Annotated in this window: 12 protein-coding genes; 7 read left to right on the forward strand and 5 right to left on the reverse strand. The window is 70.3% G+C overall.

Annotated elements, in window-relative coordinates:
• Window positions 1–168: 168 nt before the first annotated feature.
• Complete coding sequence (locus tag D7D52_RS21225) at window positions 169–1,143, reverse strand: sigma-70 family RNA polymerase sigma factor (RefSeq protein ID WP_120738963.1); 975 nt, start codon at window positions 1,141–1,143, stop codon at window positions 169–171.
• 119 nt (window positions 1,144–1,262) lie between these two features.
• Here D7D52_RS21225 and D7D52_RS21230 point away from each other — a divergent pair, with 119 nt between their 5' ends.
• Together D7D52_RS21230 and D7D52_RS21235 are read left to right on the forward strand one after the other, a co-directional pair.
• Window positions 1,263–1,661 carry an SgcJ/EcaC family oxidoreductase gene (locus tag D7D52_RS21230; protein WP_162958456.1) on the forward strand — a complete coding sequence of 133 codons (399 nt, stop codon included), beginning with the start codon at window positions 1,263–1,265 and terminating at the stop codon, window positions 1,659–1,661.
• 66 nt (window positions 1,662–1,727) lie between these two features.
• A complete protein-coding gene (locus tag D7D52_RS21235; RefSeq protein ID WP_120744324.1) occupies window positions 1,728–2,471 on the forward strand; it encodes an SDR family NAD(P)-dependent oxidoreductase in 744 nt (247 codons plus the stop codon).
• An 88-nt stretch (window positions 2,472–2,559) separates the two neighbouring features.
• On the opposite strand, the gene D7D52_RS21240 is transcribed toward D7D52_RS21235, so the two are convergent.
• Together D7D52_RS21240 and D7D52_RS21245 are read right to left on the reverse strand one after the other, a co-directional pair.
• On the reverse strand, window positions 2,560–3,078 hold the full coding sequence (locus D7D52_RS21240) for a L,D-transpeptidase (RefSeq protein WP_120738967.1): 519 nt from the start codon (window positions 3,076–3,078) through the stop codon (window positions 2,560–2,562).
• A 222-nt stretch (window positions 3,079–3,300) separates the two neighbouring features.
• On the reverse strand, window positions 3,301–4,494 hold the full coding sequence (locus D7D52_RS21245; protein ID WP_342775182.1) for an MlaD family protein: 1,194 nt from the start codon (window positions 4,492–4,494) through the stop codon (window positions 3,301–3,303).
• Window positions 4,495–4,647: 153 nt separating this feature from the next.
• On the opposite strand from D7D52_RS21245, the gene D7D52_RS21250 reads away from it, so the two are divergent.
• Together D7D52_RS21250 and D7D52_RS39935 are read left to right on the forward strand one after the other, a co-directional pair.
• Window positions 4,648–6,261 (forward strand): FAD-binding oxidoreductase, encoded by a 1,614-nt coding sequence (locus D7D52_RS21250; RefSeq protein WP_246023204.1) that lies wholly within the window; start codon window positions 4,648–4,650, stop codon window positions 6,259–6,261.
• Window positions 6,258–6,869 carry a TetR/AcrR family transcriptional regulator gene (locus D7D52_RS39935; protein ID WP_120738971.1) on the forward strand — a complete coding sequence of 204 codons (612 nt, stop codon included), beginning with the start codon at window positions 6,258–6,260 and terminating at the stop codon, window positions 6,867–6,869. Before D7D52_RS21250 ends, D7D52_RS39935 begins: the two co-directional genes overlap by 4 nt.
• Here the strand turns inward: D7D52_RS39935 and D7D52_RS21260 are convergent.
• On the reverse strand, window positions 6,866–7,549 hold the full coding sequence (locus tag D7D52_RS21260; RefSeq protein WP_162958457.1) for a helix-turn-helix domain-containing protein: 684 nt from the start codon (window positions 7,547–7,549) through the stop codon (window positions 6,866–6,868). The genes D7D52_RS39935 and D7D52_RS21260 overlap by 4 nt on opposite strands.
• Before the next feature lie 97 nt (window positions 7,550–7,646).
• Between D7D52_RS21260 and D7D52_RS21265 the strand changes: the two genes are divergently transcribed.
• Together D7D52_RS21265 and D7D52_RS21270 are read left to right on the forward strand one after the other, a co-directional pair.
• Window positions 7,647–8,831, forward strand: a complete 1,185-nt coding sequence (locus tag D7D52_RS21265; protein ID WP_120738975.1) for an acyl-CoA dehydrogenase family protein — start codon at window positions 7,647–7,649, stop codon at window positions 8,829–8,831.
• 16 nt (window positions 8,832–8,847) lie between these two features.
• A complete protein-coding gene (locus D7D52_RS21270; RefSeq protein WP_120738977.1) occupies window positions 8,848–9,945 on the forward strand; it encodes an acyl-CoA dehydrogenase family protein in 1,098 nt (365 codons plus the stop codon).
• A gap of 171 nt (window positions 9,946–10,116) precedes the next feature.
• Here D7D52_RS21270 and D7D52_RS21275 read toward each other — a convergent pair whose 3' ends face one another.
• Entirely contained in the window at window positions 10,117–13,011 is a 2,895-nt protein-coding gene (locus D7D52_RS21275; RefSeq protein WP_162958458.1) for an AfsR/SARP family transcriptional regulator, read from the reverse strand.
• 272 nt (window positions 13,012–13,283) lie between these two features.
• Between D7D52_RS21275 and D7D52_RS39320 the strand changes: the two genes are divergently transcribed.
• A complete protein-coding gene (locus tag D7D52_RS39320) occupies window positions 13,284–15,821 on the forward strand; it encodes an MFS transporter (RefSeq protein ID WP_246023205.1) in 2,538 nt (845 codons plus the stop codon).
• Window positions 15,822–15,984: the final 163 nt, after the last annotated feature.

The raw sequence follows: 15,984 nt of genomic DNA on the forward strand, positions 1-15,984 counted from the left end.
CTGCCGAAATATCCTGCGCGGCAAGGGAGGCGCGTGGCTGGCAGCGGTTCGGATTTCCTTCCCGCATCGGGGAGACGGGGCGAGGCCGCGGCCAATGCCCACCCGCACCGGCTGTTGTCGGAGATCCACTGGGGCGTGTGGACCACGCACGGCGAAAGGGGCTGGGGGTCAAGGTAGTCGGTGGGGGAGGGCGAAGGTGCGGAAGACCTCTTCGTCCTGGTAGGCGATCAGGTGGGTGATGAGGCCGTCGCGGAGGGTGAGGACCTGGAAGGTGTGCAGGATGTAGTCGCCGTTGGTGTGGCGGAGGTAGGCGGCCAGGGCGGGTTGGCCGTTGGCGCGGTGGGGGACCAGTTGCCAGTCGGTGCCGCGCGTGTCGAAGACGCGGGCCATGAAACCGACGTAGGCGGCCCGGCCGGCGTACCAATTGAGCATGGGCGGCATTTCCATGATCACGTCGTCGGCGAGCAGCTTCTCCAGCGCCGCCAGATCGGCGTTGCGGAACGCGGTGATGTAGTTGTCGATGACGCCGCGCTGATCGGCGCTCTCGGTGACCTCGTCCTCGCTGATGCCGTTCTGGTGCAACGTCTTCCGGGCCCGCTGCAGCGCGCTGTTGACCGCGGCCGGGGTCATCTCCAGCGCCTGCGCCACCTGCGCGGCCGGCCAGTCGAGGACCTCGCGCAGCACCAGCACCGCCCGCTGCCGGGCGGGCAGCTGCTGCATGGCCGCCACCAGCGCCAGCCGCAGGCTGCCCTGGGCCAGCGCGGTCGCGGACGGATCGGCGATCATGGAGTCCGGAATCGGTTGCAGCCAAGGGATTTCCCCGCCGTGCACCAGTGCCTCACGCGGGTCGTCGCCGGGCGCGTGGCCCAGACCCGACGGCATCGGCCGCCGCCCGCGCTGCTCGAGCGCGGTCAGGCAGGCATTGGTGGCGATGCGATACAGCCACGTGCGCAGCCCCGCCCGGCTGCCGTCGTAGCTGTCGCGGGCCCGCCACGCCCGCAGCAGCGTCTCCTGGACCAGATCCTCGGCGTCCTGCACCGACCCGAGCATGCGATAGCAATGCGCGAGCAACTCGCGCCGGTACCGGTCGGTGCGGGCGGCGAAATCCGCCTCCGTATCGATTCCCGTGTCGACTCCCGGCATGGTCTCAGCTCCTCGAAAACGGTCCTGACGACGTTTGTACACCGCGACCGATGAATCCGGCACGCCCCGCCGGTAGGTACTCGCGAGCCGCATCCGCGGCCGTCATCCGAGGAGGAATCATGTCCGACACCGCCGTACAGACCGACCGCGACGCCGTGCTCGCCGTCCTGGACAGCGTCTACACCGCCTGGCTCGCCAACGACGCCGACGCCTTCGTCACCCACTACGACCCGGACGCCACCTCGGTGCAGCCCGGCATCTTCAGCCACGGACGCGAGGCCGTGCGCACCCGCTTGGCCGCGAGTTTCCAAGGCCCCCTGCGCGGTTCGCGCGTGATCGACAATCCGGAGCTGGTCCGCTTCCCGACCCCCGACACCGCCGTCGTGACCAGCCACGCCGCCATCGTCATGGCCGGCGAGACCGAACCGCCCGCCGACCGCTGGGTCCGCTCCACCTGGGTCATCGTCCGCCGCGACGGCCGCTGGCTGCTCACCGCCTTCCACACCTGCCCGGCCTGACCATGGCCTGTCAGCGCGGGATTCGCCTGGATTCCCGCGCTGCCGCGTCACCCCTAGGCTGTGATCATGGTGACGAGTCGGGGTGTGCTGGTGACGGGGGCTTCACGCGGGATCGGGCGGGCGATCGCGACGGCATTCGCGGCGGCCGGCGACCGGGTGGCGGTGCACTACTCGTCGCGACGCGAGGAAGCCGAACGGACCCTGCGCGGTCTGCCCGGGGACGGGCACGTGCTGATCGGCGCCGACGTCTCCGATCCGGCCGCGGCCGCGCGGCTCGTCGACGAGGCGGTCGACCGTCTGGGTACCGTGCACGTGCTGGTGAACAATGCCGCGATCAACCTGCCCCATCCGCTGCCGTCGACGGATTACCTGGAATGGCAACGGGTTTGGCGGCAGACGGTCGAGGTGAACCTGCTGGGCACCGCGAACGTCTCCTACCGGGCCGCGCGGCACATGATCGACAACGGGGTGCCCGGCCGCATCGTGAACATCGGTTCGCGCGGGGCCTCGCGAGGTGAGCCGGACCATCCCGCCTACGGAGCGACCAAGGCCGCGGTGCAGGCGCTGGGGCAGTCGCTCGCGGTGTCGTTGGCCCCCTTCGGAATCGGGGTGGCCTCGGTCGCTCCCGGTTTCATCGCCACCGAACGGGTGGCCGAGCGCGTCACCGAGGCCGTCCGGGCGCAGAGCCCGTTCGGGCGGGTCGGCGAACCGGCCGAGATCGCGGCCGCCGTCCTGTATCTGGCGTCGCCGCAAGCCGTCTGGAGTTCCGGGGCGGTGCTGGACGTGAACGGCGCGTCCTACCTGCACTGAACCCGGCCTGCACAGAACCCGGCCTGGGAACGCGCGAGCCCCCTCGGCGAAACCGAGGGGGCCCGAACGAGATTCGGTGCGCGACCGGCTACGGCACGACCTCGACCATATCGCCGGGGTTGAGGTAGTTGAAGAACTCGCGCGCGCCGTCCGGTGTCATCCGGATGCAGCCGTGGGACTTCTTGTCCACCGGGCCGATGTGGAAGGCGATGTCGCCGTTGAAGAACACCGCGTACTCCATCGGAGCGTTGTGCATGGTGCTCCAGTGGAACGGCTTCTTGAACGACACGTGGAACACGCCCGGCGGAGTCTCGAAACCGGGCATACCGTGCGAAATCGGGGTGGGGCCGAAGACGACCTTGCCGTTGTCCATCAGCCACGCCTCATTGGTGCTGAGCTTCAGGCAGGCGCGGGCGCCCGCCGTCGCGCACGGCGCGTTGACATCGCTGGGCGCGATGCCGGGAACGATGGCCGGGACGCCGGGAACATCCGGGCCGCCGGGCCACAATGGTTCGGCTTGCGCGGGCACCGCCGCGACTCCCGCGACCGCGATACCGGCGAAAACCGCCGACCGCGCCGCCAAGCCGAGGGAACTTCTGCTCATCATCGAGTCTCGACCCTCTCCTAGCCGTTGGAACGAGCTTGCCTAGCCGTTGGAACGAGCTTGTCTAGCGGGTGGAACAAGCGTGGAGCGGTGGAACGAGCACGGAACCACTGGGTACCGGAGATCATTCTGACTGGTGCGAATCGAGATTCGCGGGATAAAACGCGACACGCCCTTACGTTCGTGCGGGCGCGCCGTGATCACCGCGCGGCCGGGCGCGGCGAATCACCGAACCGGCGGCAGCGTGCGGCCATTGGGATCCACACCGGTCGGCATGTCCGCGCCGTTGTTGGGCACATCCGGGCGCGGCGCGTTCGCCGACCCGCGAATCTGCTGGTCGGCGGGCGGATTGTCGCAGTAGTTCCAACGCCCGAAGGTCGCCTCAGACGCCACGAACGGCGGGATCGGCCGGCTCGAATACGTGCACCACGGCCGCGGCCAGGCATCGGCGATGGTGTAGAACTCGCCGTCGTGCGCCGGCACGCCCATCGCGCTGGTGCCGACCACCAGGGCTGGAAACAGCGCCCGCAGCGCGGGCAGTCGCAGGAGCGCGGCCCGCACGATGGCGTTCATCGTGTTGGCCAGCCGCTCGAGCGGGTCCATGTCCCGGTCGAGAATGCTGTCGGCGACGGCGATCTGCCCGGGCGCGTCGTCGAGCAGCCGCCGCAGTTCGGTCTCGGCCACCGCGGCCTGATCGACCAGTACCCGCGAATTGCGGGTCAGCGTGCCCAGATCCGGTTGGGCGTGCGAGGTGGTGCCCGCGATGACGCGCAGGTTCTGGATGAGGCTCACCGTCTGCGGCAGCCGGTTGTCCAATCCGGTGGTGGCCACGCTCAATCCGTCGATGAGACCCTTCAGCTGATCGGGCCCGCCGCTGAGCGCGGTGTTCAGGTTGTCGAGGATCACCGCGTATTTGTCCGGATCGATCTGGGCGATCAGCTCGTTGCTGTTGGTCAGCGTCTCCCAGATCGGGGTGGGCGTGCTGATGTGACCGGGGTCGAAGCGGATCACCTGCCCGTCGCGCAGGTACGGCGCGCTGTCGGTGTGCGGCCGGAAGTCGAGGTACTGCTCACCCGCGCCCGAGAGCGCACCGACGTGGATGTCGGTGTCGGCAGGAATGCGGTAGCGGTCTTCGATTTCCGCTCGCGCGGCCACGCCGGCCCCGCCGTCGATGAGTTCGATACTCGTGATCGACCCCACCCGGTACCCACGCCAGGTGACGTCGTTACCGGACTGCAAACCGCCCGACCGATCCAATTGCACGGTCACCGCGTAGGTGCTGCCCGGTCGGCGCACCCGGGCGATATCGAAGGCCAGATATCCCGCGCCGATCAAAAGAAGCACTACCAGAGCCAGATTCCCCACCAAGGTCTTGCGCCCGCGCAGCACGTTCACACGCCCGCCTCCACCGCTGATCACAGCCATTAGGTTCGATACACAGCAAACATCAGGCGAAACTGCGCGCTATCTAACCACATTCACGCCGTGATCCGGCGCCATCGGCCCGGCCTTGCCATTGACCGAAAGGTAATTTACCGTCGAGTCAATTCGCCGGAGCCTGATGGAGCAGACGTGACACGATCGTGGTGGGGATGGGGCACTGTCGAGGACGCGGTCACCGGCGCCGAGCGCGCCGCGTTGACCCGCCGCATCGCCGAGTTGATGCCCGAGGCCGATCTGACGGTGCACGAGCCGCCCGCCCTCGCCGATCTCGCGATCCCCGCCTCCCGGATCGAGGCGCCGAAAGCGTTGGCGGACTTGGCATCCGGTGACCTCGCCGATCGGGTCGCGCACGGGCACGGGCAGGCGTTCCGGGATGTGGTGCGGGCCCTGCTGGGCCGGATCGCGCACGTGCCGGATCTGGTGGTGCGCCCGCGCACGGAAGGCGAGGTGATCGACATCCTGGACTGGTGCGCGGACGCGGGGATCGCGGTGATCCCGTTCGGCGGCGGCACTTCCGTGGTCGGCGGCGTCGAACCGCGGGGCGTGGACGACTATCCGGGCGTGGTGTCGCTGGATCTGGGCGGGCTGAACCGGGTGCTGGAGGTCGACCGGGTGAGCCGGGCGGCCCGCATCCAGGCGGGCATGCTGGGTCCCGCGCTGGAACAGGGCCTGCGCCCACATGGGTTGACGCTGCGGCATTTTCCGCAGTCGTTCGAGTTCTCGACCCTCGGCGGCTGGCTGGCGACCCGCGCCGGCGGGCACTACGCGACCGTCTACACCCACATCGACGACATGGTCGAATCGCTGCGCGTGGTGACGCCGGTCGGGATCAGCCAGTCGCGCCGGCTGCCCGGTTCCGGCGCGGGCCCCTCACCCGACCGCATGTTCCTGGGATCGGAGGGAATTCTCGGCGTGATCACCGAGGCGTGGCTGCGGGTGCAGGAGCGCCCGCGCTGGCGGGCCGGGGCCTCGGTGTTGTTCGCCGACTACACCGCCGCGGTCACCGCCACCCGCACCATCGCCCAGGCGGGACTGTTCCCCGCCAACTGCCGGCTGCTGGATCCGGTGGAGGCGTTCCTCAACGCGGGCACCGCGAGCGCGGGCGGAGTGCTGGTGCTGGGGTTCGAGTCCGCGGATCATCCGGTGGACGAGGCGATGTCGCGGGCGCTGCGGATCTGCCGCGATCACGGCGGCACGGTGCCCGACGGTGTGCGCGCCACCGACGCCGAGCACGAGGCGGGCAACGCGGCGGCGGGCGCGGCCGACACCTGGCGGTCCTCGTTCCTTCGCATGCCGTATCAGCGCGATGCGCTGGCCGCCCAGTCGATGATCGTGGAAACCTTCGAAACCGCTTGCACCTGGGACCGTTTCGACGAGTTGCGCGCCGCCGTGCAGGCGGCGGCCACGGCGGCCTTCGCGACGCTTCGGGTGACCGGAGTGGTCAGCTGCCGCTTCACCCACGTGTATCCCGACGGTCCCGCACCCTATTTCGGGATCTACGCGGCCGGGACCTGGGGCCGCACCGTCGAGCAGTGGGATGAGATCAAAGCCGCCGTGTCGCAAGCCCTTTCGGACGCCGGTGGCACGATCACCCATCATCACGCGGTCGGCCGCGACCACCGGCCCTGGTACGACCGCCAGCGCCCGGAGCCGTTCGCGGTCGCGCTGCGCGCCGCCAAGGCCGCACTCGACCCGGCGGGCATCCTCAACCCCGGTGTCCTGCTCGCCCCCGCCGCCCGATGAGCCCCGCCGGAACCAAGGGCGTCCCGCGCGAGCGCCGCGTACAGCAGATCCTCGACCTGGCCACCGCCGAATTCGGCCGCCGCGGCTACGCCAACGCCTCGATCGCCGAGATCGCCGCCGCCGCCGGAGTGTCGAAACCGTTGATCTACACCTACTTCGGCTCCCGCGACGGCCTGCACGCCGCCTGCGTCCACCACGCCGGCGAACGCTTGGTCACCGCCGTCGCCGCCGCCCAATCGATCCCCGGCGCCTCCGACAAGGCCCTGGCCACCCTCACCGCCATCTTCACCGCCCTGGACGGCCGCACCCACACCTGGCACCTCCTCTACGACCCCACCCTGCCCCGCCCCAGCACAGCCTTCGACACCGCCCGCCACTACCAGAACGCCTTGAACGCCATGGGTTCCGAGGGCGTCACCCAAGTCCTCACCCAAGCCGGCCTCACCACCCCCGCCGACCACTCCCTGGCCCTGTCCCTCTGGTTCAGCATCGTCTCCACCACCATCACCTGGTGGACCGACCACCCCGAACACACCCCCCACGACATGACCACCCGCTGCACCCGAATCTTCACCGCCCTCCGCCAACCCCCCAGCACCCCCGCTTAACCAGGCCCGCCAAGCAGACCCAGCTGTGCTGCGCGCACCCCGACCTGAAACCGGCTCCGCACTCCGAGCCGCATCATCGACTCGGCGAGCTGTCGCCGATACGTCCGCACCGAGACACCGACCCGCCGTGCCGCGACCTCGTCGACCAGCCCGAGATTCAGAGCGTCGAGGATCGCGCGATCCCTCTCACCGATCGCGACGGCGTCCCCACACAGCTGTCCCGTCCAACCGTGTCCCGCCTGCCAACTCAGCAGCGCGAATTGATGCAGAGCCCGCAGCAGCGCCGGTTCCCGCACCAAATACGCGTACGGCCGATCCGCGCCCGCCCCACTCCACAGCACCGCCGCGGCGCGATCGATGATGAGTGCATTCGGAAAATCGCTGTCGGACACCCGAATCCGGGCACCGCGCGCCGAATACCGCAGTAGCGGCCGGCGATCCCGCAGCTCCAGGTATCCCGGCGAATACAGCAGTCGCACCTCGGTGCCCGCGGTCAGCAGATCGTCGACGACTACCTGCCCCAGCCGCGGATGATCGCGCGACCGCGCCGGATTGCCGACCGCCACCACCGCCTCGCGGCGGGCGCGCCGCAGCAGCCGGCGCACATCCCGATCCCACTGCCCATCCTGGCTGAACCGGACGATCCCGGCCGGATCGCCGGTGTGCCTGTGCTCCATCACTTCCCCGATCCTGATATCGGCCCGGCCACGCACGGTGGTTGTGGCAGCTTGCTGCCAGCGGCGCGGACCGGGCCTCGCCGATTCCTAGATTCGGCTCATGCACATCAGTTTTAACGAAGGCCAGCACCGATTGCGCAAGCGGCTACGCGCGTATTTCGCCGATCTGGTCACTCCCGAGGTTCGCGATGGTCTGCGCGCCGGCCCCGGCGGCGAACATGGCGACGGCCGCGTCTACAAGGAGGTGGTGCGTCAACTGGGCCGAGACGGCTGGCTGGTGCTGGGCTGGCCCGAAGAGCATGGCGGACAAGGGCGCTCCATGCTCGACCAGCTGATCTTCCTGGACGAGGCCGCCGCGGCGGGCGTGCCGCTGCCGTACCTCACCGTCAACACGGTCGGACCGACCATCAGGCGGTACGGCACGCCCGCCCAGCGCGAGTTCTTTCTGCCGCGTATCGCGCGCGGCGAATTGCATTTCTCCATCGGCTATTCCGAGCCGAGCGCGGGCACCGACCTGGCCGCTCTGCGCACCCGCGCCGTCCGCGACGGCGACGACTATCTCGTCAACGGCGAGAAGATGTGGACCAGCCTCATCGAGTACGCCGACTACATCTGGCTGGCGGCGCGCACCGACCCCACGGCCGGCAAGCACGCGGGCCTGTCGATCCTCATCGTCCCGACGTCGGCGCCGGGGTTCTCCTGGACCAAGGTCCACACCATGGCCGGGGTCGGCACCAGCGCCACCTACTACTCCGACGTGCGGGTGCCCGCCACCGCTCTGGTGGGTGCGGAGAATCAAGGCTGGTCACTGATCACCAACCAGCTCAATCACGAACGGGTGGCGCTGGCCTCGGCCGCACCGCTGCGCGAATCGCTGCGGCAGGTTACCGCGTGGGCGCGGGGGACCGTCCAACCCGACGGCTCCCGGGTCATGGACGCCGAATGGGTCCGCCTGCATCTGGCGCGCGTCCACGCGCACGCCGAGTACCTGAAGCTGCGCAACTGGCGCACCGCGTGGGCCGCCGACCGCGGTGAGCTCGGCCCCGCGGACGCCTCCGCCACCAAGGTCTTCGGCACCGAGTTCGCCACCGAGGGCTATCGACTGCTGATGGAGGTGCTGGGCGCCGAATCGGTGATCCGCACCGACTCACCCGGCGCGCTGCTGCACGGCCGCATCGAACGCCTGCATCGCGCCGCCCTGATTCTGACTTTCGGCGGCGGCGTCAACGAGGTCCAGCGCGACATCATCGCCAAGACCGCCCTCGGCCTGCCGGTCACCCGCTGAAGACAGGAGTAGCGCAATGGATTTCGAAGACACCGAAGCACAGCGGGAACTCGCCGGGCTTGCCCGCGACCTGCTTGGCGACTGGGCGCGACAGCATCCCGAGCCCGAGGACAGCGGGTTCGATCCCACGCTGTGGCGACGCATGGCGGGCGCCGGGCTGCTGGAGGCCGCTCTCCCTGACGGTGTGGGAGGCGGTGGTTATGGACTGCTCGAGCAATGTGCCCTGCTGGTCGAGATCGGTCGAACTCTCGCTCCCGCACCGTATTCCGGGAGCATCGCTGTCGGCGCGGCGACCCTTGCCGAATTCGGTGACGACGAGCTCGTCGCGCGCTGGGTATCGCCGCTGTTGAGCGGGGAGGCCACGCTCGCCCCGGCGCTGGCCCGTGAGTTCGTGGCCTTCGAGGCCGATCGAACCGCCGAGGGTTGGCGGATCAGCGGGGCGCAATCCGCTGTCGCGGACGCCGCTTTCGCCGATGGGTTTCTGGTGGAGGCCCGGTGCGGAGCGAATTCCGTTCTGCTGCTGATAGGTCGGGAGACGGCAGGGCTGACTGTTACCGCCCAGCACGTGGTCGACGGCACCGATGCGGCGTTGCTCGAGCTGCGAGACGTCTCGGTGCCTGCCGCGAACGCGCTCACCACGCCTGGGGCAGCCGCCTTCGCGGCCCGTCGCGCCACCCTCGCAGTCTGTGCCCGACAGCTCGGTATCCTCGCCCGTGCTCTGGAAATGACGTGCGAATACGCCTGCACCAGAACGCAGTTCGGCAAGCCGATCGGGTCGTTCCAGGCTGTGCGTCAGCGGCTTGCCGACGCCTATATCGACGTCGAGGGGGTGCGTCTGACGCTTTGGCAGGCGGCCTGGCGTGAAGCGCACGGACTCGCGGCGGATTTGGAGATTGCGGTCGCGAAATTCTGGGCGGCACAGGCGGGGCACCGGGTGGCGCATACCGGGGTGCATGTGCATGCCAGTACTGGGATCTATCTGGACTATCCGATGCAGCGGTATTTCACTGCCGCCAAGCGGGCGGAGTTCGAGTCGGGTGCGGCGACGGCTCAGTTGCTGCGCGTTGGGATGGGGCTTGATTCGGGTGTCGACGAGAGGGGGGACGCGGCGTAGGGGGCCGGAGATACCGTCGCCGGGCGGGCGACGGCTTCCGGATCCGCTCGGCCGGGTGCACACCCCTCGCACGCACTCGGCCTTTCACGCGCACGGCCCGGGGGTTGCAGCCCCGGGGCGTGCGCGTGGGGTGAGGATTTCATGCGGCGATAAAAAGCGAATAAACGTTCTCTATTGGTTGGTGGGGCCGGGGGCGAAGAGGGTGGAGAGGGTGGGGGCGGGGAGGCCGGCGCGGCGGAAGATTTCGGCGGCGTCGGCGTGCTCGCGGGCGGCGGCGTCGAGTTGGCCGCGGGCGGCGCGGGCGGTGGCTCGCAGGGACAGGGCGCGTGCGCGGTCGAGGGGGTCGGCGGCCTTGCTCAGCAGGCGCAGGGCCTGGGTGGCCTCGGTTTCGGCGGCGGCGTGGTCCTCGGCGCGCAGGTGGATCTGGGCCAGGCGGGTGCGGGCCCAGCCTTCCCACAGCCGGACCCCGTTGCGGTGAGTCATTCGCACCGCGTCCTCGGCGAGTTCGCGGGCGAGCCCGTGCTCGCCGAGCATCGAGCGGGTGGCCGCCAATTCGTGTGTGGCCCAGCCGAGTGCGACCGCGTTGGAGGATTCGCGGGCCAGGTCGATGGCGCGCTCGGCCACCGCGACCGCCTCGGCGAACTGACCGGATTCGCACAGCGTGCGGGTGGCCAGCGCCAGAATCCACGCCTCCAGCGACCGATCGTCGAGTGCGCGGGTCCAGGCGATGGCATTGGCGTAATGGCGATGCGAGTCCTTGGTATTGCCGACGCGCCGATCCGCCACCCCGAGCAGGATCTCCGCCAGCACCTGCAACCGGCGTTCGGCGTCGTCGGCGGGTTGCGAGATCGGTTGCAGGAACTCCAGGCTCGCCTCCACCTCACCGAGCCCGATCTGCATCATCGCGCCCAGCGCGACCCGGATGCGCCGGGCGCTGGCGTGATCTTCCGTGCGAACGGCCGTGTCCAGCAACGCTTTCAACCCGTCGGCGAGTTCGCGCGCGCGGCTGCCGGTGTCCATCAGCTCCGACATCACCCATGCGAGATCGGCCGCCAGCGCCACCGCGCGCCCGCCGATGCGCGCCGCCTGCCGATGCAGCGCGATGATCACCGGCCGCTCGACATCGTTCCAGGACTGGCCTTCCGCCCCGTCGGCGAAGCGGTGGCCGGGCACCGCCGTGGGCACCAGCAGCAGCGTGGTATTGCTGTAATCCAGTGCGCCCAAAAGGTTCTTGGTACTGGCGAGGTAGTAGTCCAGCAGCCGGGCCACGATCTCCGACTCCTTCTCGCCGGCATCAAGATCCTCGGCGCTGCCGGCCAGCCGCGCCGCGAACAGCCGCAGCAGATCGTGGAAGCGATAGCGTCCGGGCGCGGGCGTCTCCAGCAGGCTCAGATCCACCAGCGACTCGCACAGCGTCTCGGCCCGCGCCACCGGCACCCCCAGCAGCGCCGCCGCCCCGTCCACCGGGAAATCGGGGACGTCGGCGCGCGCCAGCATGCGAAAAGCCCGGGCCTGCTCGGCATTCAGCTGCGAATAGCCGAGCCGGAACGCGGCCTCCAGGGTGAGATCGCCGGTCTGCAAGACCTCGAGCCGGCTGTTCTCGTCGGCCAGCCGCTCGGCCAGCGACGCTATGGTCCACTGCGGCCGCACCGCCAGCCGCGCCCCGACGATGCGCACCGCCAAGGGCAGATACGCGCACTGCTCGATCACCCGATACGCCGCCGCGGTCTCGCCCGCGACCCGGTCCGCGCCGAGAATACGGGTCAGCAGCGTCATGGCCTCTTCGCGTTCGAGGACATCCAGCCGGGTCCGCCGCACCGCCGGCAGCTCGGTCAGCGCGGAGCGGCTGGTGATCAGCACGGCCGTGCCGGGCGTGCCGGGCAGCAGCTGCGCCACCTGGGCGCTGTCCCGCGCATTGTCGAGCACCACCAGAATCCGCTTGTCGCTCAACAGGGTTCGCAGCCTTGCGGCGCGATCGTCCACGGCGGGCGGGATATCGCCCTCCGCGACGCCGAGGCCGCGCAGGAAACCGCCCAGCGCGTCCCCGGGCGGGATCGGCTCGGGATCCACCCCGCGCAGGTTCACATACAACTGCCCGTCGGGGAACCGGTCCCGCAGCCGATGCGCGACATGCAGGGCGAGGGTGGTCTTGCCGACGCCGCCCATCCCGCCGACCGCGGAGATGGCCACCGCCGGCCCGTCGCCGGTGAGCTGGGCGGCGATCTCCTCGGCCACCCGCGAGCGGCCGGTGAAATCGGCGATGTCGGGCGGCAGTTGGGCCGGGACGGCCACTGCGCGCACCGGGCGCGGCACGGCCGGCAGCTCGGCGCGCAGAATGCGGGCGTGCACCTCGCTCAGCTCGGGCCCGGGCTCCACCCCGACCCCGTCGATGAGCGCGCGGCGGGCGCGACCGTATTCCTCGAGCGCGTCGGCCTGGCGGCCGCAGTGATAGAGGGCGGTCATGAGCAGGGCGCGGAAGCGTTCCCGCAGCGGATGCTCCTCGATGAGCGGCCCGAGTTCGGTGACCGCCTCGGCGCTGCGGCCGGTTGCGATGTCGAGGGCGAGGCGGTCCTCGAGTATCGACAGCCGCCACTGTTCGAGCCGGGCCCGCTGCCGTTCGGCGTACGGTCCGGGCAGTCCGCCCAGGGCCGCGCCCTGCCAGCGCGCCAGTGCCGCCTCCAGGGTGTCGCGGGCCTTGTCGGGCGCGTCGGCGCGCAGGCGTTCGGCGGTGGCGACCTGGTCGGCGACCTCGTCGATATCGGTGTGGCCCTGGGGCAGTCGCAGCGCGTAGCCGTCGCCCACGGAGATCAGGACGGTGGCGGGCCCGCGATGGCGGCGGTCGGGTTCGAGTGCGCGGCGCAGCTTGGCCACGTGGGTGCGCAGCGCCGGCACCGCGCGCAGCACCGGGTCCTCGCCCCAGATGTCGGCCACGAGTTCGGCGGCGGTGACCGCCTTGCCCTCGCGCAGCAGCAGGGCCGCCAGCACGGCACGTCGCTGCGGCGGACCCAGATCCAGGGGCGTGTCCCCGCGCCATGCGCGGACCTCGCCCAGTACGGCAAACCTCAACGCGGTGCACCTCAAAAGAACCGACCTCCCCGTTCGGAAGTCTAGAGGGGTGGATGGCGTTCCTATTCGCCGCCTATCCTGCACCGATCCGGCCCCGCCCGCCGGGGGCATCGCGCCGGATGTCCGGGACCGTCGATCCGCCCGGCCGCATTGGTGAATCGTGGCCTGCGACCGCTCTCGGCGCAGGCGGCCGGACTGCTGCCCGGCCCGCCGCGACGCGCCACGGACGGGAAAGCAAACTGCCGGTCACGCACCGGACGTACCCTGAGGCCGTGGCGGCAATCGATGACACGTCGCGCCCCGAGGGCTCACCGATCGGCGCCGTGCGCGGGGCCGCCCGCCCCGGGCTCGCCCTGGCCACGGTCACCGCCGTCCTGTTCGTCACCTTCCTCGACACCACCGTGGTCAGCGTCGCCCTCGCCGACATCCGCGCGGATTTCAGCACCGATGTGACGCTGCTGCAATGGGTGGTCAACGCCTACACGTTGGTCTTCGCCAGCCTCATGCTGACCGCCGGATCGCTCGGCGACCGGTGGGGACGCAAACGGGTGATGGTCATCGGCCTGGCGATATTCATTGCGGGATCGGTGCTTTCGGCGCTCGCGGGCAGCGTGGCAGCCCTCATCGCGGGACGCGCCGTCATGGGTCTGGGCGCGGCGGCGTCCGAACCCGGCACGCTGTCGATACTGCGGCAGGTCTTTCCGGACGCCGGACGGCGCGCCAAGGCGCTGGGCGTCTGGGCGGCGGTGTCGGGGCTGGCGCTGGCGGCGGGCCCGGTGATCGGCGGGGTGCTGGTCGAGGCGTACGGCTGGCGCTCGATCTTCTGGCTGAACGTGATCGTCGGCGCGGTGGTGTGCGCGGCCGCGCTGCGCTCCGTCCCCGAGAGCGCCGACCCGCAGCCGGGCGCACTGGACTGGGCCGGATCCCTGCTCGGCGCACTGGCATTGGCGACGGTGATCTTCGCGGCCATCAGCGGGGAGAACCGCGGCTACGGCGCGCCGTCGGTGGTGGCGCTGTTCGTCGTCGGCGGGCTGGCCTTGCTCGCGTTCGTGGCCGTCGAGGCGCGAGTCCGCAACCCGGTCTTCGATTTCCGGTATCTGCGGCTGCCGCCGGTGCGCGGGGCGCTGGGTGTCGCGTTCGCCGTCTACTTCGGCGTGTTCTCGATCTTCTTCTTCACCGCGCTGTATCTGCAAGTGATGATCCACTATTCGGCCGCGCGCACCGCGGGAGTCTTCGCGCCGATGGCGGCCGCGATCGTGGCGGGATCGCTGGTCGCGGGCTACTGGGTGGCCCGCGCCGACCCACGCACACCCATGATCATCGGCTGTGTCCTCAGCGCCGCCGGCATCCTGCTGACCCGCCATTCCCTCTCGGGCAGTATCGGATTCACCGAACTGGCGGCCACGCTCGCGGTGGCGGGACTGGGCTTCGGCATCGCGGTGGTGCCGCTCACCTCCGCGGTGCTGACCGGGGTGCCCGCCGAGCATTCCGGCATGGCGGCCGCCGCCACCAATACCATGCGGCAGGTGGGCGCGGCGGTCGGCGTCGCGGTGCTCGGGTCGCTGGTGAGCGGCTACCTGCGAGCCGACCTGACCGCGAAACTCGATGCGCTGGGCCTGCCGCCGGAGTTGCGGCCGACCGCCATCGACGCGGTCGAGCGCGGCCGGATTCCCGCGAACATCGATCTGGGCACCATGCTGAAATACGCGTCCAAGGTGCCCGAAGTGCTCGACACCGGGACCGTGGCATTCCATCACGGACTCGATGTGGCACTGCAGGTTTCGGCGTTCCTGATCCTGGCCGCCGCCGTCCTGACCGCGCTGACCCTCGGCGATCCGGGCGACTCCGGCCGCTGGTGGCGCGAATTGCCGCCCGCCATGGGCGCTTTCGTCATGGCCACCGGAATCCTGTCGGTGGGACTGCATCTCACCGGCTTCGAACCGCTGTCGCGGGCCGCCCTGGCGCTCGCCGCCATGGTGTGGCTGGCGCTGGCCGCCGACTTCGTGTCCCGGTTGCTGTTCACCCACACCCGCTGGGAGACCGAGGCGGATACACCGCCCGCGCTGACCGCCGTGGCCGCCACGACCGTGCTGGGCGTCCGAATCTCGTTGCTGGGCTGGCATTTCGCCGCGACCGCGCTGCTGGTGATCGCGGTGATCCTGTGGCCGGTGCTGATGGCGCTGGTGATCGGGCACTGGGGGCGGCGCATGCCGGGTGCGGTGTTTCTGGTCTGCGTCGCCACCGAGGGTCTGGCGGTGCTGAGCGGGACACTCGCGGCGGCCGGGGTGGGGGATTGGCTCGCCACGGCGGCGCTGGTGTGTTTCGTGCTGGGTGGGCTGCTGTACGCGGCCGCGTTCACGCGGTTCGACCTCACTCAGATCTGGCGCGGTGCCGGGGACCAGTGGGTCATGACCGGTGCGCTGGCCATCTCCGCGCTGGCGGGGTCGAAACTTGTCGGCTGGCACGGCTGGACGGGGACGCCGCACACGGCGCTGCGGGTGGTCACCTTGGCGCTGCTCGGTGTCAATCTCGCCTTCTATGTGCTGCTGATGGTGGCCGAGGCGGTGCGGTTCCGGCCGGGCTACAACGTGCGCCGCTGGGCCACGGTGTTCCCGCTCGGGATGACCGCCGTCGCCGTGCTCTCGACGGGTGCCGCCTTGGATCTCGGGTGGGCGCGGGTGCTGGGCCGCGTATTGCTCGCGGTGGCGGGCCTTGTGTGGCTGCTCGTTTCGGCCGAGCTGATCCACGCCTGGGTCGGCGGCGGCCGTGCCCCGGACGCGACACTGCCCGCCGCCCCGGCCGAAAAATAGGTAGCGCCACCAAGGTTGGGCCCGGCACCATAACCGACATGTTCGCGCAGTCCATCGCTTCCTACCCCGCAGTCGCGGGTGCGATGACGGCTGCCCTGGTTGTCGCATTCGACGGCGCACGACGCTGACCTTTCCCGGGACGTCCCGGACCTCAGACGGGGAA

Source organism: Nocardia yunnanensis (assembly GCF_003626895.1).
Classification (GTDB): Bacteria; Actinomycetota; Actinomycetes; order Mycobacteriales; family Mycobacteriaceae; genus Nocardia; species Nocardia yunnanensis.

Bases quoted from the DNA above. Each gene is read 5' to 3' on its own strand.
- D7D52_RS39935 (WP_120738971.1), top strand. From the start codon at position 6,258: ATGAGCCCCGCCGGAACCAAGGGCGTCCCGCGCGAGCGCCGCGTACAG.
- D7D52_RS21225 (WP_120738963.1), bottom strand. From the start codon at position 1,143: ATGCCGGGAGTCGACACGGGAATCGATACGGAGGCGGATTTCGCCGCC.
- D7D52_RS21235 (WP_120744324.1), top strand. From the start codon at position 1,728: ATGGTGACGAGTCGGGGTGTGCTGGTGACGGGGGCTTCACGCGGGATC.
- D7D52_RS21270 (WP_120738977.1), top strand. From the start codon at position 8,848: ATGGATTTCGAAGACACCGAAGCACAGCGGGAACTCGCCGGGCTTGCC.
- D7D52_RS21265 (WP_120738975.1), top strand. From the start codon at position 7,647: ATGCACATCAGTTTTAACGAAGGCCAGCACCGATTGCGCAAGCGGCTA.
- D7D52_RS21230 (WP_162958456.1), top strand. From the start codon at position 1,263: ATGTCCGACACCGCCGTACAGACCGACCGCGACGCCGTGCTCGCCGTC.
- D7D52_RS21240 (WP_120738967.1), bottom strand. From the start codon at position 3,078: ATGATGAGCAGAAGTTCCCTCGGCTTGGCGGCGCGGTCGGCGGTTTTC.